At 60.5% G+C, this 22,328-nt stretch carries 20 protein-coding genes; 11 read left to right on the forward strand and 9 right to left on the reverse strand.

Annotation, left to right across the window (positions count from 1 at the left end):
* Positions 1 to 15 precede the first annotated feature (15 nt).
* The 6 genes from CS390_RS05405 (at position 16) to CS390_RS25620 (ending at position 5,774) form a co-directional block, all read left to right on the forward strand.
* Positions 16 to 423, forward strand: a complete 408-nt coding sequence (locus CS390_RS05405; protein ID WP_065759975.1) for an acyl-CoA thioesterase — start codon at positions 16 to 18, stop codon at positions 421 to 423.
* Between the two features lie 120 nt (positions 424 to 543).
* The gene (xerD, locus tag CS390_RS05410; RefSeq protein WP_065759960.1) at positions 544 to 1,440 is read left to right on the forward strand and encodes a site-specific tyrosine recombinase XerD; all 897 of its coding nucleotides are present in this window, start codon (positions 544 to 546) and stop codon (positions 1,438 to 1,440) included.
* Between the two features lie 136 nt (positions 1,441 to 1,576).
* Entirely contained in the window at positions 1,577 to 2,308 is a 732-nt protein-coding gene (locus CS390_RS05415; RefSeq protein WP_065759959.1) for a thioredoxin fold domain-containing protein, read from the forward strand.
* Positions 2,309 to 2,387: 79 nt separating this feature from the next.
* A complete protein-coding gene (locus CS390_RS05420; RefSeq protein WP_065759958.1) occupies positions 2,388 to 3,692 on the forward strand; it encodes a homoserine dehydrogenase in 1,305 nt (434 codons plus the stop codon).
* 27 nt (positions 3,693 to 3,719) lie between these two features.
* Positions 3,720 to 5,129 (forward strand): threonine synthase, encoded by a 1,410-nt coding sequence (gene thrC / locus CS390_RS05425; RefSeq protein ID WP_065759957.1) that lies wholly within the window; start codon positions 3,720 to 3,722, stop codon positions 5,127 to 5,129.
* A gap of 183 nt (positions 5,130 to 5,312) precedes the next feature.
* Positions 5,313 to 5,774 carry a response regulator gene (locus CS390_RS25620; RefSeq protein WP_157767119.1) on the forward strand — a complete coding sequence of 154 codons (462 nt, stop codon included), beginning with the start codon at positions 5,313 to 5,315 and terminating at the stop codon, positions 5,772 to 5,774.
* Here CS390_RS25620 and CS390_RS05435 read toward each other — a convergent pair.
* Positions 5,738 to 6,616 carry a TIGR02285 family protein gene (locus CS390_RS05435; RefSeq protein ID WP_099773677.1) on the reverse strand — a complete coding sequence of 293 codons (879 nt, stop codon included), beginning with the start codon at positions 6,614 to 6,616 and terminating at the stop codon, positions 5,738 to 5,740. The genes CS390_RS25620 and CS390_RS05435 overlap by 37 nt on opposite strands.
* Positions 6,617 to 6,636: 20 nt before the next feature.
* The gene (locus CS390_RS05440) at positions 6,637 to 7,836 is read right to left on the reverse strand and encodes a CaiB/BaiF CoA-transferase family protein (protein WP_099773678.1); all 1,200 of its coding nucleotides are present in this window, start codon (positions 7,834 to 7,836) and stop codon (positions 6,637 to 6,639) included.
* Positions 7,837 to 7,979: 143 nt separating this feature from the next.
* Between CS390_RS05440 and CS390_RS05445 the strand changes: the two genes are divergently transcribed.
* The 3 genes from CS390_RS05445 to CS390_RS05455 all read left to right on the forward strand — a co-directional run bounded on the left by CS390_RS05445 (position 7,980) and on the right by CS390_RS05455 (position 11,510).
* The gene (locus CS390_RS05445; protein WP_065759953.1) at positions 7,980 to 8,522 is read left to right on the forward strand and encodes a YaeQ family protein; all 543 of its coding nucleotides are present in this window, start codon (positions 7,980 to 7,982) and stop codon (positions 8,520 to 8,522) included.
* Between the two features lie 46 nt (positions 8,523 to 8,568).
* Positions 8,569 to 10,278 (forward strand): single-stranded-DNA-specific exonuclease RecJ, encoded by a 1,710-nt coding sequence (recJ, locus tag CS390_RS05450; protein WP_099773679.1) that lies wholly within the window; start codon positions 8,569 to 8,571, stop codon positions 10,276 to 10,278.
* Between the two features lie 125 nt (positions 10,279 to 10,403).
* The gene (locus CS390_RS05455; protein ID WP_065759951.1) at positions 10,404 to 11,510 is read left to right on the forward strand and encodes an NADH:flavin oxidoreductase/NADH oxidase; all 1,107 of its coding nucleotides are present in this window, start codon (positions 10,404 to 10,406) and stop codon (positions 11,508 to 11,510) included.
* An 83-nt stretch (positions 11,511 to 11,593) separates the two neighbouring features.
* Here the strand turns inward: CS390_RS05455 and CS390_RS05460 are convergent, their stop codons facing one another.
* From CS390_RS05460 to CS390_RS05490, 7 genes are all read right to left on the reverse strand, one after another.
* Entirely contained in the window at positions 11,594 to 13,018 is a 1,425-nt protein-coding gene (locus tag CS390_RS05460) for a gamma-aminobutyraldehyde dehydrogenase (RefSeq protein ID WP_065759950.1), read from the reverse strand.
* An 18-nt stretch (positions 13,019 to 13,036) separates the two neighbouring features.
* Positions 13,037 to 13,843 (reverse strand): ABC transporter permease, encoded by an 807-nt coding sequence (locus CS390_RS05465; RefSeq protein WP_065759949.1) that lies wholly within the window; start codon positions 13,841 to 13,843, stop codon positions 13,037 to 13,039.
* On the reverse strand, positions 13,833 to 14,783 hold the full coding sequence (locus tag CS390_RS05470; protein WP_099773680.1) for an ABC transporter permease: 951 nt from the start codon (positions 14,781 to 14,783) through the stop codon (positions 13,833 to 13,835). Before CS390_RS05470 ends, CS390_RS05465 begins: the two co-directional genes overlap by 11 nt.
* Before the next feature lies 1 nt (position 14,784).
* Positions 14,785 to 15,825, reverse strand: a complete 1,041-nt coding sequence (locus CS390_RS05475) for an ABC transporter ATP-binding protein (protein WP_065759947.1) — start codon at positions 15,823 to 15,825, stop codon at positions 14,785 to 14,787.
* 142 nt (positions 15,826 to 15,967) lie between these two features.
* The gene (gene ydcS / locus CS390_RS05480) at positions 15,968 to 17,119 is read right to left on the reverse strand and encodes a putative ABC transporter substrate-binding protein YdcS (protein WP_065759946.1); all 1,152 of its coding nucleotides are present in this window, start codon (positions 17,117 to 17,119) and stop codon (positions 15,968 to 15,970) included.
* A gap of 89 nt (positions 17,120 to 17,208) precedes the next feature.
* Positions 17,209 to 18,666 carry a gamma-aminobutyraldehyde dehydrogenase gene (locus CS390_RS05485; RefSeq protein ID WP_099773681.1) on the reverse strand — a complete coding sequence of 486 codons (1,458 nt, stop codon included), beginning with the start codon at positions 18,664 to 18,666 and terminating at the stop codon, positions 17,209 to 17,211.
* 133 nt (positions 18,667 to 18,799) lie between these two features.
* Positions 18,800 to 19,711 carry a LysR family transcriptional regulator gene (locus CS390_RS05490; protein WP_065759944.1) on the reverse strand — a complete coding sequence of 304 codons (912 nt, stop codon included), beginning with the start codon at positions 19,709 to 19,711 and terminating at the stop codon, positions 18,800 to 18,802.
* Positions 19,712 to 19,879: 168 nt separating this feature from the next.
* Here CS390_RS05490 and CS390_RS05495 point away from each other — a divergent pair, with 168 nt between their 5' ends.
* Together CS390_RS05495 and CS390_RS05500 are read left to right on the forward strand one after the other, a co-directional pair.
* A complete protein-coding gene (locus tag CS390_RS05495; RefSeq protein WP_065759943.1) occupies positions 19,880 to 20,563 on the forward strand; it encodes a tellurite resistance TerB family protein in 684 nt (227 codons plus the stop codon).
* 137 nt (positions 20,564 to 20,700) lie between these two features.
* On the forward strand, positions 20,701 to 22,323 hold the full coding sequence (locus tag CS390_RS05500) for a methyl-accepting chemotaxis protein (RefSeq protein ID WP_099773682.1): 1,623 nt from the start codon (positions 20,701 to 20,703) through the stop codon (positions 22,321 to 22,323).
* The last annotated feature ends 5 nt before the right edge of the window (positions 22,324 to 22,328 follow it).

Consider the following 22,328-nt stretch of genomic DNA (forward strand, 5'->3'; position numbering starts at 1 on the left):
CAAGATGTGATGTTGATGAGTAGTAGAGAGCAGGAAATCGAGCGTCGTACCGAATTGTCGGTGACCCGTGTAACCAAGGCGGTATTCCCGTCGACCACCAACCACCACAACACCTTGTTTGGTGGCACCGCGCTGGCCTGGATGGATGAAGTGTCGTTCATCGCGGCCACGCGTTTTTGCCGGTTGCCGTTGGTTACCGTCTCCACTGACCGTATCGATTTCAAGCACCCGATCGCGGCGGGTTCGATTGTTGAGTTGGTGGGGCGTGTGGTCAAGGTGGGTAACACCAGCCTCAAGGTTGAAGTTGAAGTCTTTGTCGAGAGCATGACCTGCGATGGGCGTGAAAAGGCTATCCATGGCCTGTTCAGCTTTGTTGCGATAGACGAGGAGAAGCGCCCGGTTCCTGTACTGCCAGGGTTCTAGCTGAGGCCTGGGGGTGCAGGCTGACGCGTGCAGCGTTTGTTCATTCGGGTTTCCCTGGCTGGCAGTGTTATGGAAGACTAAAGGCATTACGTTGTTTCGTTTGCCTGCCATCGAGTTCACATGCCCGCTCTAGAACACCCGCTGATTGACCAGTTCCTCGATGCCCTGTGGTTGGAAAAGGGCCTGGCCGACAATACCCGTGAGTCCTATCGAAGCGACCTGGCCTTGTTTAACGGCTGGCTTCAGGAAAAAGGCATTGCGTTGCCTGATGCTGGCCGAGAGTTGATTCTCGATCATTTGGCCTGGCGCCTCGATCAGGCTTACAAGCCGCGTTCGACAGCGCGGTTTCTATCGGGCTTGCGTGGCTTCTACCGTTACCTGTTGCGGGAGAAGCTGATCGCTACCGACCCTACATTGTTGGTGGAGATGCCACAGTTGGGCAGGCCACTGCCCAAGTCGCTATCGGAAGCTGATGTCGAAGCCCTGCTGAAGGCACCCGACCTCAGCCAGCCTATTGGCCAGCGTGACCGTGCCATGCTCGAAGTGCTGTATGCCTGTGGTTTGCGGGTGACCGAGCTGGTCAGCCTGACCCTTGACCAGGTCAACCTGCGTCAGGGGGTATTGCGGGTGATGGGCAAGGGCAGCAAGGAGCGCCTGGTGCCGATGGGGGAGGAGGCGGTGGTGTGGGTCGAGCGGTTTTTGCGTAATGGCCGCAATGAGCTGCTGGGTGAGCGTCCTAGCGATGTGCTGTTTCCGAGTCAGCGCGGTGAGCAGATGACCCGCCAGACGTTCTGGCATCGGATCAAGCACCAGGCGCTGGTCGCCGGGATCGACAAGGCATTGTCACCGCATACCTTGCGCCATGCGTTTGCCACCCATTTGCTCAATCACGGTGCAGACCTGCGCGTAGTGCAGATGCTGTTGGGGCATAGCGACCTGTCGACCACGCAAATCTATACCCACGTGGCCAGGGCACGCTTGCAGGAACTGCATGCACAGCATCACCCGCGTGGGTGAGGGCATATGTCGTACACAGTCGGAGTGGCGCGGCTTCTGTGGTAGGCTTGGACGGTTTAGCTTTTCAGGCGATGGTCCCGCGTGTTTCCAGCACGGTCTGGCTGTCCAGAGCCCTTGTCCGCCTTCAGGAGTTCCCATGCGCGTGACCCAGATTTTTGCCGCCGCCGCACTGGCGTTGGTCAGTACCTTTGCCGCGGCTGCCGATGAGGCCGAGCAGACCATTCGCAAGACCCTGCAGTCGCTTGAGCTGGATGTGCCAGTGGAGAGCGTTGCGGCCAGCCCGCTCAATGGCCTGTATGAGGTCAAGCTCAAGGGCGGCCGTGTGCTCTATGCCAGTGCCGATGGCCAGTTTGTCATGCAGGGCTACCTGTTTCAGATCCAGGATGGCAAGCCGGTCAACCTGACCGAGAAAGCCGAGCGCCAGGCAATCGCCAAGACCATCAACGGCATTCCAGCCGGGGAAATGGTGGTTTATCCTGCGGTTGGCCAAGCCAAGTCGCACATTACCGTTTTTACCGACACCACCTGCCCGTACTGCCACAAGCTGCACGCTGAAGTGCCTGAGCTGAACAAGCGTGGCATTGAAGTGCGTTATGTTGCCTTCCCGCGTCAGGGCCTTGGCTCACCGGGCGATGAGCAGTTGCAGGCGGTCTGGTGTTCCAGCGACCGCAAGGGCGCACTGGACAAGATGATCGACGGCAAGGAAATCAAGGCGGCCAAGTGTGCCAACCCGGTCAGCAAGCAGTTCCAGCTGGGTCAGTCGATCGGCGTCAACGGTACACCAGCCATCGTGCTGGAGAACGGTCAGGTGATTCCAGGTTACCAACCAGCTGCGCAAGTAGCCAAGCTGGCGTTGGCCGACAAGTAATTCAATCGCGAGCCGCGACCTGAGGTCGTGGCTGTTTTCACGACCGGCCTCATGCCGGTCGTTTAATGGGGAGTTCACAGTGAAACCGGTCAAAGTAGGCATCTGTGGGTTGGGGACCGTCGGTGGCGGTACCTTCAATGTACTTCAGCGTAACGCCGAGGAGATTGCCCGCCGCGCCGGGCGTGGAATCGAAGTGGCACAAATTGCCATGCGTTCGCAAAACCCGAATTGCCAGATTACCGGTACCCCCATTACCGCTGACGTGTTCGAGGTCGCGAGCAACCCTGAGATTGATATCGTCATCGAGTTGATCGGCGGTTACACCATCGCCCGCGACCTGGTGCTCAAGGCCATTGAGAATGGCAAGCACGTGGTCACCGCGAACAAGGCGCTGATCGCAGTGCATGGCAACGAAATTTTCGCCAAGGCCCGCGAGAAGGGCGTTATCGTCGCCTTCGAAGCTGCCGTTGCAGGCGGCATTCCGGTGATCAAGGCGATTCGCGAAGGCCTCTCGGCCAACCGCATCAACTGGGTTGCCGGGATCATCAACGGCACCGGTAACTTCATCCTCACCGAAATGCGCGAGAAAGGCCGTGCATTCCCTGATGTGCTGGCCGAAGCCCAGGCATTGGGCTACGCCGAAGCCGATCCGACCTTCGACGTCGAAGGTATCGACGCGGCGCACAAGCTGACCATTCTGGCGTCCATCGCCTTTGGTATTCCGCTGCAGTTCGACAAGGCCTATACCGAAGGCATCACCAAGTTGACCACGGCTGACGTCAACTACGCCGAGGCACTGGGCTATCGCATCAAGCACCTGGGCGTGGCCCGCAGCACTGCCAATGGTATCGAGCTGCGCGTCCATCCGACCCTGATTCCGTCGGACCGCCTGATCGCCAATGTCAACGGCGTGATGAACGCTGTGATGGTCAATGGCGATGCGTCGGGTTCGACCTTGTTCTACGGCGCGGGTGCCGGCATGGAGCCGACCGCCTCCTCGGTTATTGCCGACCTGGTGGACGTGGTTCGTGCCATGACCTCGGACCCGGAAAACCGTGTGCCGCACCTGGCGTTCCAGCCAGACTCGCTGTCTGCTCACCCGATTCTGCCAATCGAAGCCTGCGAAAGTGCTTACTACTTGCGTATTCAGGCCAAGGATCATCCGGGCGTGCTGGCCCAGGTGGCGAGCATCCTTTCGGAGCGCGGTATCAATATCGAATCGATCATGCAGAAGGAAGTCGAGGAACACGACGGCCTGGTACCGATGATCCTGCTGACTCACCGAGTGCTCGAGCAGCGTATGAACGACGCCATCACCGCGCTGGAAGCCCTGCAGGATGTCGTGGGCAACGTGGTGCGTATTCGCGTCGAACAACTGAACTGAGCAGTCTTTGCGTTAGAGGAATAGGTCATGCGTTACATCAGTACCCGCGGCCAGGCACCGGCCCTGAATTTTGAAGACGTGTTGCTGGCAGGTCTCGCCAGCGATGGCGGCCTGTACGTGCCTGAGAACCTGCCACGCTTCACCCAGGAAGAGATCGCTTCCTGGGCTGGTCTGCCGTACCACGAACTGGCATTCCGAGTGATGCGCCCGTTCGTCACCGGCAGCATTGCCGATGCCGATTTCAAGAAGATTCTCGAAGAAACCTACGGTGAGTTCGCCCACGCAGCCGTTGCTCCACTGCGTCAGCTGAACAGCAACGAGTGGGTGCTTGAACTGTTCCACGGCCCGACCCTGGCATTCAAGGATTTCGCCCTGCAACTGCTGGGTCGCCTGCTTGACCATGTTCTGGTCAAGCGCGGCGAGCGCGTGGTGATTATTGGCGCTACCAGCGGCGACACCGGCTCGGCCGCTATCGAAGGTTGCCGCCGTTGCGACAACGTCGATATCTTCATCCTGCACCCGCACCAGCGTGTTTCCGAGGTTCAGCGCCGCCAGATGACAACCATCTTCGGTGAGAACATCCACAACATCGCCATCGAAGGCAACTTCGATGACTGCCAGGAAATGGTCAAGGCCAGCTTCGCTGACCAGGGCTTCCTCAAGGGCACGCGCCTGGTGGCCGTGAACTCGATCAACTGGGCGCGGATCATGGCCCAGATCGTCTACTACTTCCACGCTGCCCTGCAGTTGGGTGGCCCGGCGCGTTCGGTTGCCTTCTCGGTGCCAACCGGTAACTTCGGTGACATCTTCGCCGGCTACCTGGCACGTAACATGGGCCTGCCGATCAGCCAACTGATCGTCGCGACCAACCGCAACGACATCCTGCACCGCTTCATGAGCGGTAATCAGTACGTCAAGGAAACCCTGCACGCGACCCTGTCACCGTCGATGGACATCATGGTCTCGTCGAACTTCGAGCGTCTGCTGTTCGACCTGCATGGGCGTAACGGTGCGGCCATCGCTGAGTTGATGGACAACTTCAAGCAGGGCGGCGGTTTCAGCGTCGAGCAGGATCGCTGGACCGAAGCACGCAAGCTGTTCGACTCGTTGGCGGTCGACGACGCGCAAACCTGCGAGACCATCGCTGACGTCTTTGCCCAGACCGGTGAAGTGCTCGACCCGCACACCGCTATCGGCGTCAAAGCCGCTCGTGAGTGCCGTCGTAGCCTGGACACTCCGATGGTGGTGCTGGGCACAGCGCACCCGGTCAAGTTCCCGGAAGCGGTAGAGAAGGCGGGTGTTGGCAAGGCACTTGAGCTGCCCGCTCACCTGGCCGATCTGTTCAGCCGTGAAGAGAAATGCACGGTGTTGGCGAATGACCTGAAGGCTGTACAAGCTTTCGTCAGCCAGCATGGCAATCGCGGCAAGCCGCTGTAATCGGCTGATCCGAGAAGAGAAAAACCCGTCATTTGACGGGTTTTTTTTCGCTCGCGTTTATGGTGAGTTGATTGTGGACTTATCCCGGCAGTGTTTCGGAATTGTCCTATGGGATGTCTGTGAGGGGTTTTCTAGAGTGTACCCGCGTGTTCGACCGATCACGCCTGCAACAGGAAAACCGCCATGCAAACCCTTAATGTACTGGTGCTTCAAGAGCAGCCCTTTCAGCTGATGGCATTGCATCAAATGCTCAACGCCAATGGGGTGTTCAACGTGCTCACCGCTGATACCCTGGCATCAGCCATGGACGTACTGACGCGTTGCAAGCAGGTCGACCTGTTGATCTGCGATGACGCCATGTCTGAGCAGGCGAGTGAGGCATTGCTGGCGTACCTGCTCGATCACTCAGGCGTCAGGGCGCTGCTCGTTGTCGGTGAGGTAGATCCCACGTCACCCAACAGCCTCTGCAGCAGGGCGCGCGCGCAAGGGGTATGGGTGTTGGGTGGCCTGCCATGGCCTGTTACGGTGCCGGCGCTGGACCAGCAGTTGCGTCGCTACCGTGAAGGGTATTCATGTGGCAGCGCACGGCCCCAGTCGCTCATGTCGACTCAAGGCGTCTGCGCCGCAGCGTCTGCTGCCCGCTGATCGAAAAAGTGCCGGGCGTCATTCAGGTAGCTGTCGCGCAGCTCCGGATCCAGCCAGCGGGCATAGGCTGTTGGCATCAGGTCCTGACGCAGTGACTGCAGCAACTGATCAATGTGCTTGATGGCTTCGTTACCTTGCGGGGTATCTGAACAGCCGACGTGGGTGAACTGATAGCGTGGGAGGCCTTTGAGCGGGTATACCGTCAGGTGGTCCGCGTTCAGTTGCTGCTCTTTGCTCAGATAGCGGATTTCCGGCAGATAGCCCAGTAACAGGTGCAGGCGCCCTAGATGCTGCATCTGCAGCAGGTTGGTCACGGCATCGTTGCCATAGTGTCGGCTCAGGGTCTCCTGAGGCGCGGCTTTCAACATGTCATCGATGACCGGGCCGTAGCTGCGTTCGGCGACGATGCCGAGTTTGAGCAAGCGACTGGCAAGCAGCGCTTCCAGGTCGACCTTGCCATCCTTGAGAAACGGCGTGATCAGCGAGGCGTCCTGTTTGCGCACGACCAAGCCGTTACTCAATGCGCCGAGGTTCGGGATTGAATACGTCACATAGCGGTCGCGTTCAGGTGTCCAGATCAACGTCGGATCGCAGGTGAAGGTCGGCGCTTGCAGCATTTGTAGGGCACGTGCGCGGTTCACCCTGACGATACTGTGATCGTATTCGGGCATATTGGCGATCAGCTCTTTGAGTAACAGGTCGACCACACCCTGGCCTTTCTGCGGGCCTTCAAAGATTGTCAGTGGCGGAAGGTCGCGCAGCAGCCAAGTCAGCGTTTCCTTGGCCGAGGCGGAAGTCGGCAGGGCAATGCCGAGCAATATGCCCAGCACAGCGCCGAGCATGCTCCGTTTGCGCGCCCTGTTCAGACCGCGCCCTGCTCGCGCAGGCGGGCGACCGCCTGTGGGTCATAGCCCAGGTCCTTCAGCAGGGCATCGGTATGGGCGCCCAGCTCGGGCCCCACCCAATCGCTTGAGCCGGGCGTTTCGGACAGTTTGGGCACGATGCCAGGCATCTTGAAGGGCTTGCCATCGGGCAGCTTGGCCTGGAGGAACATCTCGCGAGCGAGGAATTGAGGGTCGCTTAACATGTCTTCGGCAGAGTAGATGCGGCTGGCAGGCACTTGTGCGTCGTTCAGCGTCTGCATCAGGGCGTCCAGTGGCAGGCTCTGGGCCCAGCGGTCGATCACCCCATAGAGTTCGTCGCGGCGCAGGTCGCGGCCATCGTTGCTGGCCAGTGCCGGATCGTCGGCCAGGTCGTCGCGCCCAATCGCGTGCATGAAGCGCTTGAAGATCGCATCGCCATTGGCGCCGATCTGCACGTGCTTGCCGTCGGCACTGGTATGGATCGATGACGGTGTGATGCCGGGCATGATGTTGCCGGTGCGTTCACGAATGAAACCGAACACGTCGAACTCCGGGACCATGCTTTCCATCATGGCAAAGATGGCTTCATACAGCGCAACGTCGACCACTTGGCCCTGGCCGCCATTGACTTCGCGATGACGCAGGGCCATCAGTGCGCCAATCACACCCCACAAGGCGGCGATGGAGTCGCCGATGGAGATGCCGGTGCGTACAGGCGGGCGGTCCTCGAAACCGGTGATGTAGCGCAGCCCGCCCATGGACTCGCCGACGGCACCGAAGCCGGGTTGGTCTTTCATCGGGCCGGTCTGACCGAAGCCGGAAAGCCGCACCATGACCAGTTTCGGGTTTAGTGCATGCAGGGTGTCCCAGCCCAGCCCGAGCTTTTCCAGTACGCCGGGGCGGAAGTTCTCGATCAGGATGTCTGCGTCGCTGAGCAACTGCTTGAGGATGCCCAGGCCTTCGGGGTGTTTCAGGTTCAGTGTCAGCGACTTCTTGTTGCGTGCCTGCACGAACCACCACAGCGAGGTTCCTTCATACAGCTTGCGCCATTTGCGTAACGGGTCGCCGCCATCCGGGGACTCGACCTTGATCACCTCGGCGCCGAACTCGGCGCAGATACGCGAGGCAAAGGGGCCGGCGATCAGGGTGCCAAGTTCGATGACTTTCAAGCCGGCGAGTGGTTTGCTGGGCGTAGACATTAGGCATCCGTTGCAACTGGGCAGAGCACTGTTTTTATCACAGCTGTGCGACGACAGATACTGCTCTGGCGCAGGTTTGTAAGGGACTGGGTGTCGAGATCGGTTAGACTGGGCGACTTTCTTTTTTCGCAAGAAGCCCGTTCATGGCCCAGCCGTCCACTACCTACAAGTTTGAACTGAATCTTACTGACCTCGATCGCGGTGTGTATGAAAGCGTCAAGCAGACCATCGCCCGCCATCCTTCGGAAACCGAAGAGCGCATGGCCGTACGCCTGCTGGCTTATGCCTTCTGGTACAACGAGCAGTTGGCGTTCGGCCGAGGTTTGTCGGACGTCGACGAGCCGGCACTCTGGGAAAAGAGCCTGGATGATCGCGTCCTGCACTGGATTGAAGTCGGCCAGCCAGATGCCGATCGCCTGACCTGGTGCTCGCGACGCACAGAGCGCACCAGCCTGTTGGCCTATGGCAGCTTGCGTGTCTGGCAAACCAAGGTCGTCGATGCGGTCAAGGGGCTGAAGAACGTCAACATCGCAGCGGTGCCCCAGGACGTGCTGGAGACGCTGGCCACGGACATGCCTCGTGCAATCAAGTGGGACGTGATGATCAGTGAAGGGACCATTTTCGTCACCGATGATCGCGGTCAGCATGAAGTTCAGTTGGAGTGGCTGCTCGGCGAGCGCGTCTGAGCCCACCCTTCGTTTTCCCGAATGCCAGAGAAGCCCTTTTAGCCCCATGCGTATCGAACCGCGGCCCTTGCCGACCACGTTGCCTTTCCTTGGCGATCTGCCACCCCTGTTGACCCGTTTGTACGCTGCGCGTGGCGTGCAGTCCGAGGCCGAGCTGGATAAAAGCCTGGCGCGCCTGCTGCCGTACCAGCAGATGAAGGGCATTGATGCGGCGGTCGACCTGCTGGTCGAAGCCCTGGAGCAGCGCCAGCGTATTCTGATTGTCGGTGACTTCGATGCCGACGGCGCGACCGCCAGCACGGTGGGCATGCTCGGTTTGCGTTTGCTGGGGGCGGCCCACGTCGATTACCTGGTGCCCAACCGTTTCGAGTTCGGTTACGGCCTGACCCCGGAAATCGTTGCAGTAGCCCTGGAGCGTCAGCCTCAGTTGCTGATTACCGTGGACAACGGCATCTCCAGTGTCGAGGGCGTGGCGGCAGCCAAGGCCGCCGGGCTCAAGGTATTGGTGACCGATCACCATTTGCCCGGCAACGAACTGCCGGCAGCGGATGCCATCGTCAACCCGAACCAGCCGGGCTGCACCTTCCCGAGCAAGGCATTGGCCGGGGTAGGGGTGATCTTCTATGTGCTGATGGCGCTGCGGGCGCGGCTGCGCAGCCTCGGGCATTACGCCAACCGGCCGCAGCCGAACATCGGCGAACTGCTTGATCTGGTGGCCCTGGGCAGCGTCGCCGACGTTGTGCCACTGGATGCGAACAACCGCATTCTGGTGCATCAGGGCCTGGAGCGCATCCGCGCCGGGCGGGCCCGGCCTGGGCTCAAGGCCATTCTGGAAGTGGCCCGACGCGACCATCGGCGTATTACCTCGACTGACCTTGGGTTCATTCTTGGGCCACGGCTCAATGCGGCCGGGCGTCTGGATGACATGAGCCTGGGCATTGAATGCCTGCTCAGCGAGGATGCGGGCCAGGCGCAGGAAATGGCGACCCAACTTGACGAGTTGAACCAGGACCGCAAATCCATCGAGCAGGGCATGCAGCGTGAGGCGCTGGCCCAGCTCAAGGACTTGCCACTGGAGTCGATGCCGTTCGGCCTGTGCTTGTTCGAGCCCGACTGGCACCAAGGCGTCATCGGTATTCTCGCCTCGCGACTGAAGGAGCGTTACCACCGCCCGACCATCGCCTTTGCCGATGCCGGGGAGGGGATGCTCAAGGGCTCGGCCCGCTCGGTGCCGGGGTTCCATATCCGCGATGCACTGGACGCGGTAGCTGCTCGCCATCCTCAGTTGATCAGCAAGTTCGGTGGCCACGCGATGGCGGCCGGTCTGTCATTACCGGCAGAACACTTTCCGGCGTTCGCTCAGGCCTTTGATGAGGAAGTGCGTCGGCAATTGCGTGAAGAAGACCTGACCGGTCGGTTGTTGTCCGACGGCAGCCTTTCGGCTGAGGAGTTTCACCTGGAACTGGCGCGGGCGTTGCGTCATGCCGGTCCATGGGGGCAACACTTCCCTGAACCGCTGTTTCACGGGGTGTTTCAACTGGTCGAGGAGCGGGTGGTGGGTGAGCGCCACCTGAAAGTGGTGCTCAAGAGTGAGTGTGGCTCGGTCAAGCTCGACGGTATTGCCTTTGGCATTGATCGGGATATCTGGCCCAACCCTACCGTGCGTTGGGTGGAACTGGCCTACAAACTCGACCTCAACGAGTTCCGAGGGCAGGAAACCGTGCAATTGATGATCGTCCATATGGAGCCGCGCTGATTGCAGGGAGCAAAGTGGTCTAGGCTCTAAAAAGGGTTGATCGGGTCGAAGAGCCTGCGGGGAAGATTCTGTGGTCGGCCGATCAATGCCTCTGGAGCCTTACCACTTAATTTGAGAGGTGCCCCATGAGCTTGCTGCTTGAGCCCTACACCCTGCGCCAACTGACCCTGCCCAACCGAATCGCCGTATCACCCATGTGCCAGTATTCGGCCGCGGATGGGCTGGCCAATGACTGGCATCTTGTACATCTGGGGAGCCGCGCGGTCGGTGGTGCCGGGTTGGTCTTTACTGAAGCGACTGCGATCACCGCCGAAGGCCGGATCACCGCTCAGGACCTTGGCCTGTGGAACGATGCACAAATCGCCCCATTGCAACGTATTACCCGGTTCATAACTGCCCAAGGCGCGGTACCCGGCATTCAGTTGGCGCATGCCGGGCGTAAGGCCAGCACCCATCGGCCCTGGCTTGGCAAGCGTGGCAGCGTCAAACCCGAAGACGGTGGCTGGGTACCGGTGGGGCCGTCGAAAATTGCCTTCGACCCTGAGCACACCGCCCCCAGTGAATTGAGCGTGGCGCAGATTCACGAGGTGATTCAGGCCTTCGTCAGTGCGGCCAAGCGTGCATTGACGGCCGGCTTCAAAGTGGTCGAGGTGCATGCCGCCCATGGTTATCTACTGCACCAGTTCCTGTCGCCCTTGAGTAATCAGCGCCGTGATGAGTACGGCAGCAGCTTTGAAAACCGAATTCGTTTGACGCTGCAGGTCACCGAAGCTGTCCGTGAGGTCTGGCCCCGTGATCTGCCCGTATTCGTACGGGTGTCGGCCACTGATTGGGTCGAGGATGGCTGGAACCCGGATGAAACCGTCGAATTGGCCAGACGCCTGAAAGCACTGGGGGTCGATTTGATCGATGTGTCCTCCGGCGGGACCTCCGTACATGCCGAAATCCCGATCGGGCCAGGCTACCAGACCCGATTTGCCGAGCGGGTACGCAAGGAGTCGGAAATCGCTACCGGCACAGTGGGCATGATCACCGAGCCGGCCCAGGCCGAACATATCCTGCGCACTGGTCAGGCCGACATTATCCTGCTGGCCCGAGAGCTGCTGCGCGATCCTTATTGGCCGCTGCATGCCGATGATGACCTGGGCGGCAACAAGGCGGTCTGGCCTGCTCAATACCAGCGAGCCACCAGCCGCGAGCAGCCGATTCACGAGTCGGATTTGCGTGATTGAAGGCGAGCCTTCATCGTCGACGCTCTGGAAAGCATCGCAGGCAAGCCCGCTGCTGCCATTTGGGCTTGCCTGCGCTTGGGCGGTCAGTGCTTGAACATTACATGGCGGATGCAGGTGTAGTCCTCTAGCCCGTACATCGACATGTCCTTGCCGTACCCGGACAGCTTTTGCCCGCCGTGCGGCATTTCACTGACTAGCATGAAGTGGGTGTTCACCCAAGTGCAGCCGTACTGAAGGCGTGCCGAGATACGGTGTGCACGGCCCACGTCGGCGGTCCAGATTGAGGAGGCCAAGCCGTAGTCGGAGTCGTTGGCCCAGGCCACTACTTGTGTTTCATCCTCGAAACGGGTCACGGAAACCACTGGGCCAAACACTTCACGGCGGACGATTTCATCGTCCTGCTGGGCGTCGGCCAGTACGGTTGGCTCGAAGAAGAAACCATGGCCCGGCACTGATTTGCCGCCCGTGATCAGACGGATATGTGGCTGGGCAATCGCGCGCTCGACGAAGCCGGCAACGCGCTCACGGTGCTGGGCGGTGATCAATGGGCCGAGTTCGGTACTGGGGTCGCCTTGCTTGCCGTACTTGATGGTGGACACCGCCTTGCCGAGTTTCTCGACAAAACGTTCATAGATACCGCTCTGGGCGTAGATGCGGCAGGCGGCAGTGCAGTCCTGGCCTGCGTTGTAGAAGCCGAACGTGCGGATGCCTTCGACGGCGGCATCGATGTCAGCGTCGTCAAAGATGATGACCGGTGCCTTGCCGCCCAGCTCCATGTGCATGCGTTTCACGCTGTCGGACGTGCTGGAAATGATGTTGGCGCCGGTGGCGATGGAGCCGGTCAGCGAGACCATGCGCACTTTCGGGTGAGTCACCAGCGGCGTGCCGACACTCGGGCCACAACCAAACAGGATGTTGAGGACCCCCGCCGGAAAGATCGGTGCGGCCAGTTCGGCCAGGCGCAGGGCCGTCAGAGGGGTCTGTTCCGAGGGCTTGAGCACCACGGTATTGCCGGCGGCCAGCGCGGGGGCAATCTTCCAGGCGACCATCATCAGTGGGTAGTTCCACGGAGCGATGGAGGCAACAACACCGATCGGGTCGCGACGGATCATCGACGTATGCCCCGGCAAATACTCGCCCGCCGCCGAGCCGCTCAGGCAACGGCTGGCACCGGCGAAGAAGCGGAATACATCAGCAATGGCCGGGATCTCGTCATTCAGGGCCGCGTGGTACGGTTTGCCGCAGTTGTCCGACTCCAGTTTTGCCAGCTCGCCACCATGCGCTTCGATGGCATCGGCCAGTTGCAGCAACAGGTGTGAGCGGTCTTTCGGCGTCGTCTGCGACCAGCTTTCAAAGGCCAGGTCTGCCGCGCGGACGGCGCTGTCGACTTGCGCTTCGCTGGCTTCATTGATTTCTACCAGCACGCTGCCCTGTGCCGGGTTGATCACTGGGTAGGCGCTACCTTCGCCGGCAACCAGTTGGCCGTTGATCAGCAGTTTGGTTTGCATGTTCGAGTCCTCCAGGAGTTATTTGCCGCTGCCGGCAACGCTTTCGCCGCCGCGGGTCAGGTAGTAGGCGCCAAGGATCGGCAGCATGGTCACCATCATCACCAGCATTGCAACGACGTTGGTGACAGGTACATCGCGTGGCCGGCTGAGCTGATTGAGCAGCCAGATCGGCAGGGTGCGCTCATGGCCGGCGGTAAAGGTGGTGACGATGATTTCATCGAACGACAGGGCAAAGGCCAGCATCCCGCCCGCCAACAGGGCTGAACCCAGGTTGGGCAGAACGATGAAGCGGAAAGTCTGCCAGCCATCGGCACCCAGGTCCATGGACGCCTCGATCAGGCTTTGCGAGGTTCGGCGCAGGCGAGCGATGACGTTGTTGTAGACGATCACCACGCAGAAGGTGGCGTGGCCAACCACGATGGTGAAAATACCCGGTTCGATGCCCAGGCGCTTGAACGCGGAGAGCAGGGCGATACCGGTGATGATGCCAGGCAGGGCAATCGGCAGGATCAGCATCAGCGAGATGCTTTCCTTGCCAAAGAAACTGCGCCGGTACAGGGCCGCCGAGGCCAGGGTTCCCAGTACCAGGGCAATCAGGGTGGCCATGCAGGCGACTTGCAACGAGAGCTTGATCGACTCCAGCACGTCAGGGCGCGAGAACGCCACGCTGATCCACTTCAGGGTGAAGCCCTGAGGCGGAAAACTGAAGGCGGCGTCTTCAGTGTTGAAGGCGTAGAGGAAGATGATCAGGATCGGGAAGTGCAGGAACACTAGCCCGCCCCAGGCAGCCAGGCGCAGGCCCAGGGACGCTTTTTCAGAGTGCATCGAAGGCCCCCAGTCGTTTGACGATGGACAAGTAGATGGCAATCAGCACGATCGGCACCAGGGTAAAGGCTGCGGCCATCGGCATGTTGCCGATAGCGCCTTGCTGGGCATACACCATGCTGCCGATGAAGTAGCCGGGCGGGCCGACCAGCTGCGGCACGATGAAATCGCCCAGGGTCAGCGAGAAGGTGAAGATCGAACCGGCGGCAATGCCCGGTATCGATAGCGGCAGGATGACCTGCATGAAGGTTTGCCGGGGTTTGGCGCCCAAGTCCGCCGAGGCTTGCAGCAATGAGGGCGGCAGGCGTTCCAGCGATGCCTGGATCGGCAGGATCATGAACGGCAGCCAGATGTAGACGAACACCAGAAAACGGCCCAGGTGCGAGGTCGACAGGGTGCTGCCGCCAACGCCGGGAATACCGAGGATGACATGCAGTACTGGCTCCAGATTCAGTTGCTGAATGAACCACTGGGCAACCCCGCCCTTGGCCAGCAGCAGGGTCCAGGCATAGGCCTTGACGATGTAGCTGGCCCACATGGGCATCATCACGGCAATGTAGAAAAAGGCCTTGGTCTTGCCGCTGGTATAGCGCGCCATGTAGTAGGCGATCGGGAATGCCACCACTGCACTGGCCAGGGAGACCGCGACGGCCAAGCCCAAGGTGCGCAGGATGATGTCGAAGTTTGACGGGTTGAACAGGGCGGTGAAGTTCGCCAGGGTCAGCTCGGGGGTGACCGCCATGGTGAAGTCGTCGAAGGTGTAGAACCCTTGCCAGAGCAACGTCAGCAGTGAACCCAGGTAAATCGCCCCGAACCAGATCAGTGGCGGCACCAGCAGCAAGGCCAGGTACAGGTTCGGCCGTCGGTAGAGCAGGTTGGAGAAGCGTCGCAGCGCAGACTCGTGCTGTGCGGGTGCCTGTTTATCCAGGGTCAGGCTCATCTTACTGTCCCTCGTGCAACGCGGTTTCCTGCAGGGCAGTCATGGCCTCGCGGGCCCAACGCGCGGTCAGGCGTTGGCCAGGCTGAAATACCGGCGACTGGGGTTGCCACTGGTTATTGGCCTGGCTCACTGCCAGGGTCTGGCCGCTGTCCAGCGTCAGTTCGTAGCGTGTGGCGCTGCCCTGATACTGAATGTCATGGAGCAGCCCGCTGACCTGTACCTCATGGCTGGCCAAGGGGCCTTCGCCGAAGCGGATATGTTCCGGGCGAATGGAGAACGGCAGGTTGCTGCCATTGAGCTGTTGGGCCAGCTCGCCGCGGACCACGTTGGAGGTGCCGACGAACTCGGCGACGAACGTGGTGGCCGGCTGCATGTAAAGATTGCGTGGGGTATCGACCTGTTCGATGCGCCCTCGGTTGAATACGGCTACGCGATCAGACATCGACAGCGCTTCGGTCTGATCGTGGGTGACGAAGATGAAGGTAATGCCCAACTGACGCTGGAGCTTCTTCAGCTCACTCTGCATCTGCTCGCGCAGCTTCAGGTCGAGGGCGCCCAAGGGTTCGTCTAGCAACAGTACGCGCGGCCGGTTGACCAGGGCGCGGGCCAGGGCCACGCGCTGGCGTTGACCGCCGGACAGTTGTGCCGGCTTGCGCGCGCCGTAGCCCCCCAGCGCGACCATGGCCAAGGCTTCTTCTGCGCTGGCGTGGCGTTCGTTTTTTGAGACGCCTTTGACCTTCAGGCCGTAGGCGACGTTATCGAGAACGTTCATGTGCGGGAACAGGGCATAGTCCTGAAACACCGTGTTGACGTCACGCTGATAGGGCGGCAGGCCGGCAGCCTCCACGCCGTGTATGCGAATCGAGCCGGCACTGGGTTGTTCGAAACCGGCGATCAGTCGCAAGCAGGTCGTCTTGCCTGAGCCGGACGGGCCCAGCATGGAGAAGAACTCGCCGTCCTGAATATCAATGGAAACCCGGTCTACGGCCTTCACTTCGCCGAACAGGCGGGAAACGTGGGTGAACTGGACTGCAAGCGTCATGGTGCGGTGCTCCGGATAGGCGTAAGGGCGCGCAGCGCGCCCAACGCCTGGACTGCTGAAATCGATGTAAGGTGTCTCTCAAGGCATTGACCTTGCCGGTGCAGGGTTGTCACTGCTTCGGCAAGGTCGGCACCTGAAGCTGTCAGCGACCGCCCATGATCGCGATGTAGTCTTGAGTCCAGCGGCTGTAAGGCACGAACTTGCCACCTTCGGCCTGTGGGGTCTTCCAGAAGGCGATCTTGTCGAACTGGTCGAAGCCGTTGGTTGCACAGCCTTCTGCGCCCAGCAGTTCACTGGCCTTGCAGGCCGCAGGGACGGCGGGCAGCGAGCCGAACCAGGCCGCTACATCGCCCTGGACCTTCGGTTGCAATGACCAGTCCATCCACTTGTACGCGCAGTTGGGGTGCTTGGCTTCGGCATGCAGCATGGTGGTGTCCGCCCAGCCAGTGGCGCCTTCCTTGGGAATGGTCGAGGACACAGGCTGTTGCTCGGCTTTCAGGCCGTTGACCATGTAGCCCCATGAGCTGGAGGCAACCACGCCTTCGTTTTTCACGTCGCTCATCTGGACGGTTGCGTCATGCCAATAGCGGTGAATCAGCGGTTGCTGCTGACGCAGCAGGTCAAGCACGGCCTTGTACTGGGTTTCGGTGAGTTCATAGGGGTTCTGAATGCCCAGTTCCGGTTTGGCCGATTTCAGGTAGAGCGCCGCGTCGGCAATGTAGATAGGGCCGTCGTAGGCCTGGACCCGGCCCTTGTTGGGTTTGCCGTCTGGCAGGTTCTGCGGTTCGAACACCACGCTCCAGCTGGTCGGGGCCTGCTTGAACACATTGGTGTTGTACATCAGCACGTTCGGGCCCCATTGGTACGGGGTACCATAGACTTGCTTGTTGACCACATACCATGCGCCATCTTTCAGGCGCGGATCGAGGTTCTTCCAGTTGGGGATCAGTGCGGTATTGATCGGCTGTACGCGTTTGCCAACGATCAGGCGCAGGGAGGCATCGCCCGAGGCGGTGACCAGATCGTAACCGCCTTTGGCCATCAGGCTGACCATCTCGTCGGAGGTCGCGGCGGTTTTCACGCTGACCTTGCACCCGGTCTCTTTCTCGAAACCGGTTACCCAGTCGTAGTTCTTGTCACTTTCGCCGCGTTCGATGTAGCCGGGCCAGGCGACGATATCCAGTTGGCCTTCACCCGCGCCAACAGCCTTGAGTGGTTCGGCCGCTTGCAGACTGGCACTGGCCAGCAGCGCGGTAGCCAGGGAGCTGAGCACTGCAGTCTTGTTCACGAACATGGTTATCCCTCTTCTTTAAATTATGGTCGGGGCAGTAGTGAAGGCGTTATCTGATCTACTTCTTATTAGCGTAGTGCGGTTCTGCGGGTCTAACCCCATGGTTCGCCTTGGCGGGCCATGATGTGCCGGACCACGCTGTAGTCCTGCAGTGAGTCGCTGGACAGGTCCTTGCCATACCCGGAGCGCTTGAGCCCGCCGTGAGGCATTTCGCTGACCAGCATGAAATGGCTGTTGATCCAGGTGCAGCCATACTGCAGTCGAGCCGCGACCTGCAGGGCTTTATCCAGGTTCTGCGTCCATACCGATGAGGCCAGGCCGTATTCGGAGTCGTTGGCCCAGTCCACGGCCTGGGACAGTTCGTCGAAGCGGGTGACGGTTACCACCGGGCCGAATACCTCACGCTGGACAATTTCGTCGGTCTGTTTGCAGCCAGCCAGCAGGGTCGGCTGGTAAAAGAAACCTGGCCCGGAATGCACCGCAGCCCCAGTGATGCGTTCAATGTGGGGCTGGCTCAGGGCGCGCTCGACGAAGCTTGCGACCCGGTCCCGCTGGCGGATACTGATCAGTGGGCCGATCTCGTTGTCGGCATCGTGCTTGCCGGCAAAGCGTACGCTGGAAACGGCGCTGCCGAGCTCGCTGACCAGCCGATCATGGATGCCGGCTTGGGCATAGATGCGACAGGCCGCGGTGCAGTCCTGGCCGGCGTTGTAGTAACCGTAGGTGCGTACAGCCTCGACGACGGCCTTGAGGTCGGCATCGTTGCAGACGATCACCGGTGCCTTGCCGCCCAGTTCCAGGTGTGTGCGCTTCAGGGTTTTGGCCGCGCTCTGGAGGATTTTCTGGCCGGTGACGATATCGCCGGTCAACGACACCATGCGTACCGCCGGGTGGCTGACCAAGTGGCTGCCAACCCCCTCGCCACCGCCACAGACAATATTCAGTACCCCGCGTGGCAGGCGTTCGGCCAGCGCCGGGGCCAGTGCCAGGATCGACAGTGGTGTGTGCTCGGAAGGTTTGAACACCACGGTGTTGCCGGCGGCCAGCGCAGGCGCGATCTTCCAGGCGGCCATCATGATCGGGTAGTTCCATGGCGCAATCGAGGCGACCACACCGAGTGGATCACGGCGCACCATGCTGGTGTAGCCGGGCAGGTACTCACCGGCCAGTTGACCGGTCTGGCAGCGCACGGCCCCGGCGAAGAACCGGAACACGTCGATGGCGGCTGTCAGGTCGTCCTGGCGTGCCAAATGCAGGGGTTTTCCGCAGTTCATGGCGTCAAGGCGTGCCAGCAGGTCTGCCTGCGCTTCGATGGCATCGGCAATCGAGAGCAGGGCGCTGGAGCGTTGCTGTGGTGTTGTGCGGGCCCAGCCAGCAAATGCCCGTTGAGCCGCCTGAATGGCCTGTTCGACCTGCTCGGTGCTGGCGTCGGCAACCTGGGTCAGCACCTCGCCGGTCGCAGGATTGAGGATCGCTTCGGCCCGACCGTGACCGGCCACCTGTTCGCCGTCAATCAGCAGATGGGTCAGCAGTGGGGGCGTGCCAGCCATAGTGCGAGTTCTCTCTTGTTCTGTCGGTGCCAAGTGCTTCGTCGGGAAGCCTGGGGCCTTGCGTGCTCGTCACAGAGAGACTAGTGGCCATGAGCTAGGTCTACAAATTCTAAATACTGAAGGCTGCGTTCGATTAAATAGATGGCTTGCGCCCGGAGGGTTGTTCGCGGGCCACGGTGAGAAAGGGGTCGACCAAGGCCGGCCTTGCCGTGCCTCGGCGCCAGGCCAGCCCGACGTCGAGGGTCTGGTTGAGGTCGGCCAGGGGGCGGGCCTCGATAATGTCGCCCTCCAGCGACCAGGGGCGGTAGGTCATGTCCGGTTGTATCGAAACCCCCAGGCCGGCCGCGACCAGGCTGCGCACCGCTTCGGTGGAGGCGGTGCGAAGGCTGATGTTGGCCTGCAGGCCGGCACCCGCCCAGATGCGCTGGGCATTACGCTCCATTTCATCGACGTTGAGCTGGATCAGCGGTTCGCGGGCAACGTCGGCCAGGCTGATGCTGTCGTGTTCGAGCAGGGGGTGACGCGCGGGCAGCCAGAGCCTGTGGGGTGAGTGGGTAAGGACTTCAGTCTGCAGGGCCAGGCGGTCTTCAAGGTTGGACAGGATCAGTACCCCGACATCAATTTCACCGTTGACCAACAGGTGCTCGATGTAGGGGCGTTCATCCTCGGTCACGCGGATATCGACATTCGGGTAGGCCCGCTGGAAGCGCGTCAGCAGGTCGGCCAGGTAGTAACCGGCGACCAGGCTGGTTACGCCAATGGTCAGTTGCCCGGCAACCTGATCGGTACTCTGCTGCAGGCTGCGCTTGGCATTGTCGACCGTGGCGAGGATCAGGTGGGCCTGACGCAGGAACTGATGGCCCTGATGGGTCAGGGTCATTCCCTTGGCGTGCCGGCTGAACAGGCTGACGCCGATGTCTTGCTCCAATTGCTGGATCGCCAGGGTCAGGGTTGATTGGGAAATGAACGCGGTTTGAGCGGCGGCGGAAATGGACCCGGTTTCAGCGACGGCGATGAAATGGCGGATCTGGCGCAAGGTCATCATGGCGTTGGCTTTTATGAGTTTTTATGGGATTGGTGAGTCTATATCGTTTTTATCAATAGGCGTGTTTTGCGTCGGGTGCAACATCCAGAAGCAAATACACCGGTATGCAAGAAAGCTGATCGGCTTAATCTGGACGGCAGTTTTTCGTCCCTCTCCTGGAGGTTGTGAATGGATACCCGTGGCTTGCTCGACCAACTACTCAAATCCGGCAAGGACCTGTTGCAGAATCAGGCTGGCAATGTGACTGCCGCAAAGGCTACCAAGAGCGGCGGGCTTGGCAGCTTGCTCTCGGGCGCCGGAGGCGGCGCGCTGGCTGCCGGAGCCATGGGTTTGTTGCTGGGTAACAAGAAGGCGCGCAAGTATGGTGGCAAGGCGTTGACCTATGGCGGTTTGGCCGCCCTGGGTGTGCTGGCCTACAAGGCGTATGGCAACTGGCAGGCCAGTCAGGCCTCGGCACCGAAGGGCGAGCCGCAGACCCTTGATCGCCTGCCTCCTGCGCAGGTCGAACAGCACAGCCAGGCGATCCTCAAGGCGCTGGTGGCGGCAGCCAAGGCCGATGGGCATGTCGATGAGCGCGAACGTGCACTGATCGAGGGTGAGTTCGTCAAACTGACGCCGGATCAGGCATTACGCCACTGGTTGCATGCCGAGCTGAACAAACCCCTGGATCCGGCGGATGTTGCCCGTGCAGCCAGTACGCCGGAAATGGCCGCTGAAATGTACATTGCCAGTGTCATGCTGGTGGATGAAGAGCATTTCATGGAGCGCGCCTACCTTGATGAGCTGGCCAGGCAACTGGGGCTCGACCCGGCATTGAAGCAGGCGCTGGAGGCACAGGTTCGCGAGGCCTGAGGTCAAAAAGTATGGGCTGATTGCCATTATTTATGGCTTTCGGCCAGTTCCATGCGCTATGTCAGCCGCAAAAGCGACGAGTGGCGGGCTATAATCCGCCCATTTTTCCGCTCGCGTAGAACACTTGAGGGCTGACTGTGAATAACTGGACACTGCGCCAACGGATCCTGGCGAGCTTCGCCGTGATCATCGCCATCATGTCGTTGATGGTGGTTGCTGCCTACTCACGCCTGGTGACGATCGAGTCCGGTGAGGAGGATGTGCGTGCCAACAGCATCCCGGGTGTCTACTACAGTTCGATGATTCGTGGCGCCTGGGTCGATAGCTATGTGACCACCCAACAGTTGGTTGGGTTGAGTGACAACCGTGAAATCACCAGTGCTGACATGGCGCTCTACAAAAGCTTCGACGAGCGCGTGAAGCAACACATGGCCAGCTACCAGGCAACCATCGAGGACGCAGAAGAAAAAACCAACTTCGAGGAGTTCGCGCGTCTTGAACAAGCGTACTTGGCTACCCTCGACAAAGTGCTTGAGGCCTATCGCAGCAAAAACTACCCAGAGGCACGGCGTCTGTTGGAGCAGGAGCTGACGCCTGCCTGGATAAATGGCCGTAAAAACCTGACTGCAGTGATCGAGCGTAGCCGTCATCTGGCCGAAGATGCGACCTCGTCGATCGTCAGCGCCGTGTCTACCGCCAAGGTCAGCATGATCATTTCGTTGTTGATGGCGATTGTGGCTGCCACTGTCTGCGGTCTGGTGCTGATGCGTGCGATCAGTACGCCGATGCAACTGATTGTTCGCGCTTTGGATGGGCTGCGCAGTGGTGACCTCAGTGTGCGCCTGGACCTCCACCGCAAGGATGAGTTCGGTGCGGTGGAAACCGGTTTCAACGACATGATGGTCGAGTTGACCAATCTGGTATCCCAGGCCCAGCGTTCTTCGGTGCAGGTGACCACCTCGGTCACTGAAATTGCCGCCACCTCCAAGCAGCAGCAGGCAACCGCTACGGAAACCGCAGCGACCACCACTGAAATTGGTGCTACCTCACGGGAAATTGCCGCCACCTCGCGCGACCTGGTGCGCACCATGACCGAGGTGACCAGCGCCGCCGATCAGGCCTCCATCCCGGCTGGTTCCGGGCAGCAGGGCCTGGCACGCATGGAAGAGACCATGCTTCAGGTCATGGGGGCTGCGGACCTGGTGAACAACAAGTTGTCGATCCTCAATGAGAAGGCCGGCAATATCAATCAGGTGGTCGTGACCATCGTCAAGGTGGCCGACCAGACCAACCTGCTGTCGCTCAATGCGGCGATTGAGGCCGAGAAGGCGGGCGAGTATGGTCGCGGCTTCTCGGTGGTGGCTACGGAAGTGCGCCGTCTGGCCGATCAGACCGCCGTGGCGACTTACGATATCGAGCAGATGGTGCGGGAGATTCAGTCGGCGGTTTCGGCAGGGGTCATGGGCATGGACAAGTTCTCCGAGGAAGTCCGCCGCGGCATGTTTGAGGTGCAGCAGGTCGGCGAGCAGCTCTCTCAGATCATTCAGCAGGTTCAAGCCCTTGCACCGCGTGTATTGATGGTCAATGAAGGCATGCAGGCCCAGGCCACAGGCGCCGAGCAGATCAATCATGCATTGGTTCAGTTGGGTGATGCCAGCAGCCAGACAGTGGAGTCGCTGCGTCAGGCCAGTTTTGCCATCGACGAGCTTAGCCAGGTCGCGAGCGGCCTGCGTGGCGGCGTTTCACGGTTCAAAGTCTGACACGC

Origin of the sequence: Pseudomonas sp. HLS-6 (assembly GCF_002753995.1) — a bacterium.
Classification (GTDB): Bacteria; Pseudomonadota; Gammaproteobacteria; order Pseudomonadales; family Pseudomonadaceae; genus Aquipseudomonas; species Aquipseudomonas defluvii.

Excerpts from the sequence above, each read along its gene's own strand:
- CS390_RS05465 (WP_065759949.1), bottom strand. The coding sequence starts at position 13,843 with ATGCACTCTGAAAAAGCGTCCCTGGGCCTGCGCCTGGCTGCCTGGGGC.
- xerD (WP_065759960.1), top strand. The coding sequence starts at position 544 with ATGCCCGCTCTAGAACACCCGCTGATTGACCAGTTCCTCGATGCCCTG.
- recJ (WP_099773679.1), top strand. The coding sequence starts at position 8,569 with ATGCGTATCGAACCGCGGCCCTTGCCGACCACGTTGCCTTTCCTTGGC.
- CS390_RS05455 (WP_065759951.1), top strand. The coding sequence starts at position 10,404 with ATGAGCTTGCTGCTTGAGCCCTACACCCTGCGCCAACTGACCCTGCCC.
- CS390_RS05485 (WP_099773681.1), bottom strand. The coding sequence starts at position 18,666 with ATGGCTGGCACGCCCCCACTGCTGACCCATCTGCTGATTGACGGCGAA.
- ydcS (WP_065759946.1), bottom strand. The coding sequence starts at position 17,119 with ATGTTCGTGAACAAGACTGCAGTGCTCAGCTCCCTGGCTACCGCGCTG.
- CS390_RS05405 (WP_065759975.1), top strand. The coding sequence starts at position 16 with ATGAGTAGTAGAGAGCAGGAAATCGAGCGTCGTACCGAATTGTCGGTG.
- CS390_RS05440 (WP_099773678.1), bottom strand. The coding sequence starts at position 7,836 with ATGTCTACGCCCAGCAAACCACTCGCCGGCTTGAAAGTCATCGAACTT.
- CS390_RS05445 (WP_065759953.1), top strand. The coding sequence starts at position 7,980 with ATGGCCCAGCCGTCCACTACCTACAAGTTTGAACTGAATCTTACTGAC.
- CS390_RS05435 (WP_099773677.1), bottom strand. The coding sequence starts at position 6,616 with ATGCTCGGCGCTGTGCTGGGCATATTGCTCGGCATTGCCCTGCCGACT.
- CS390_RS05460 (WP_065759950.1), bottom strand. The coding sequence starts at position 13,018 with ATGCAAACCAAACTGCTGATCAACGGCCAACTGGTTGCCGGCGAAGGT.
- thrC (WP_065759957.1), top strand. The coding sequence starts at position 3,720 with ATGCGTTACATCAGTACCCGCGGCCAGGCACCGGCCCTGAATTTTGAA.
- CS390_RS05415 (WP_065759959.1), top strand. The coding sequence starts at position 1,577 with ATGCGCGTGACCCAGATTTTTGCCGCCGCCGCACTGGCGTTGGTCAGT.
- CS390_RS05470 (WP_099773680.1), bottom strand. The coding sequence starts at position 14,783 with ATGAGCCTGACCCTGGATAAACAGGCACCCGCACAGCACGAGTCTGCG.
- CS390_RS05490 (WP_065759944.1), bottom strand. The coding sequence starts at position 19,711 with ATGATGACCTTGCGCCAGATCCGCCATTTCATCGCCGTCGCTGAAACC.
- CS390_RS05495 (WP_065759943.1), top strand. The coding sequence starts at position 19,880 with ATGGATACCCGTGGCTTGCTCGACCAACTACTCAAATCCGGCAAGGAC.
- CS390_RS25620 (WP_157767119.1), top strand. The coding sequence starts at position 5,313 with ATGCAAACCCTTAATGTACTGGTGCTTCAAGAGCAGCCCTTTCAGCTG.
- CS390_RS05475 (WP_065759947.1), bottom strand. The coding sequence starts at position 15,825 with ATGACGCTTGCAGTCCAGTTCACCCACGTTTCCCGCCTGTTCGGCGAA.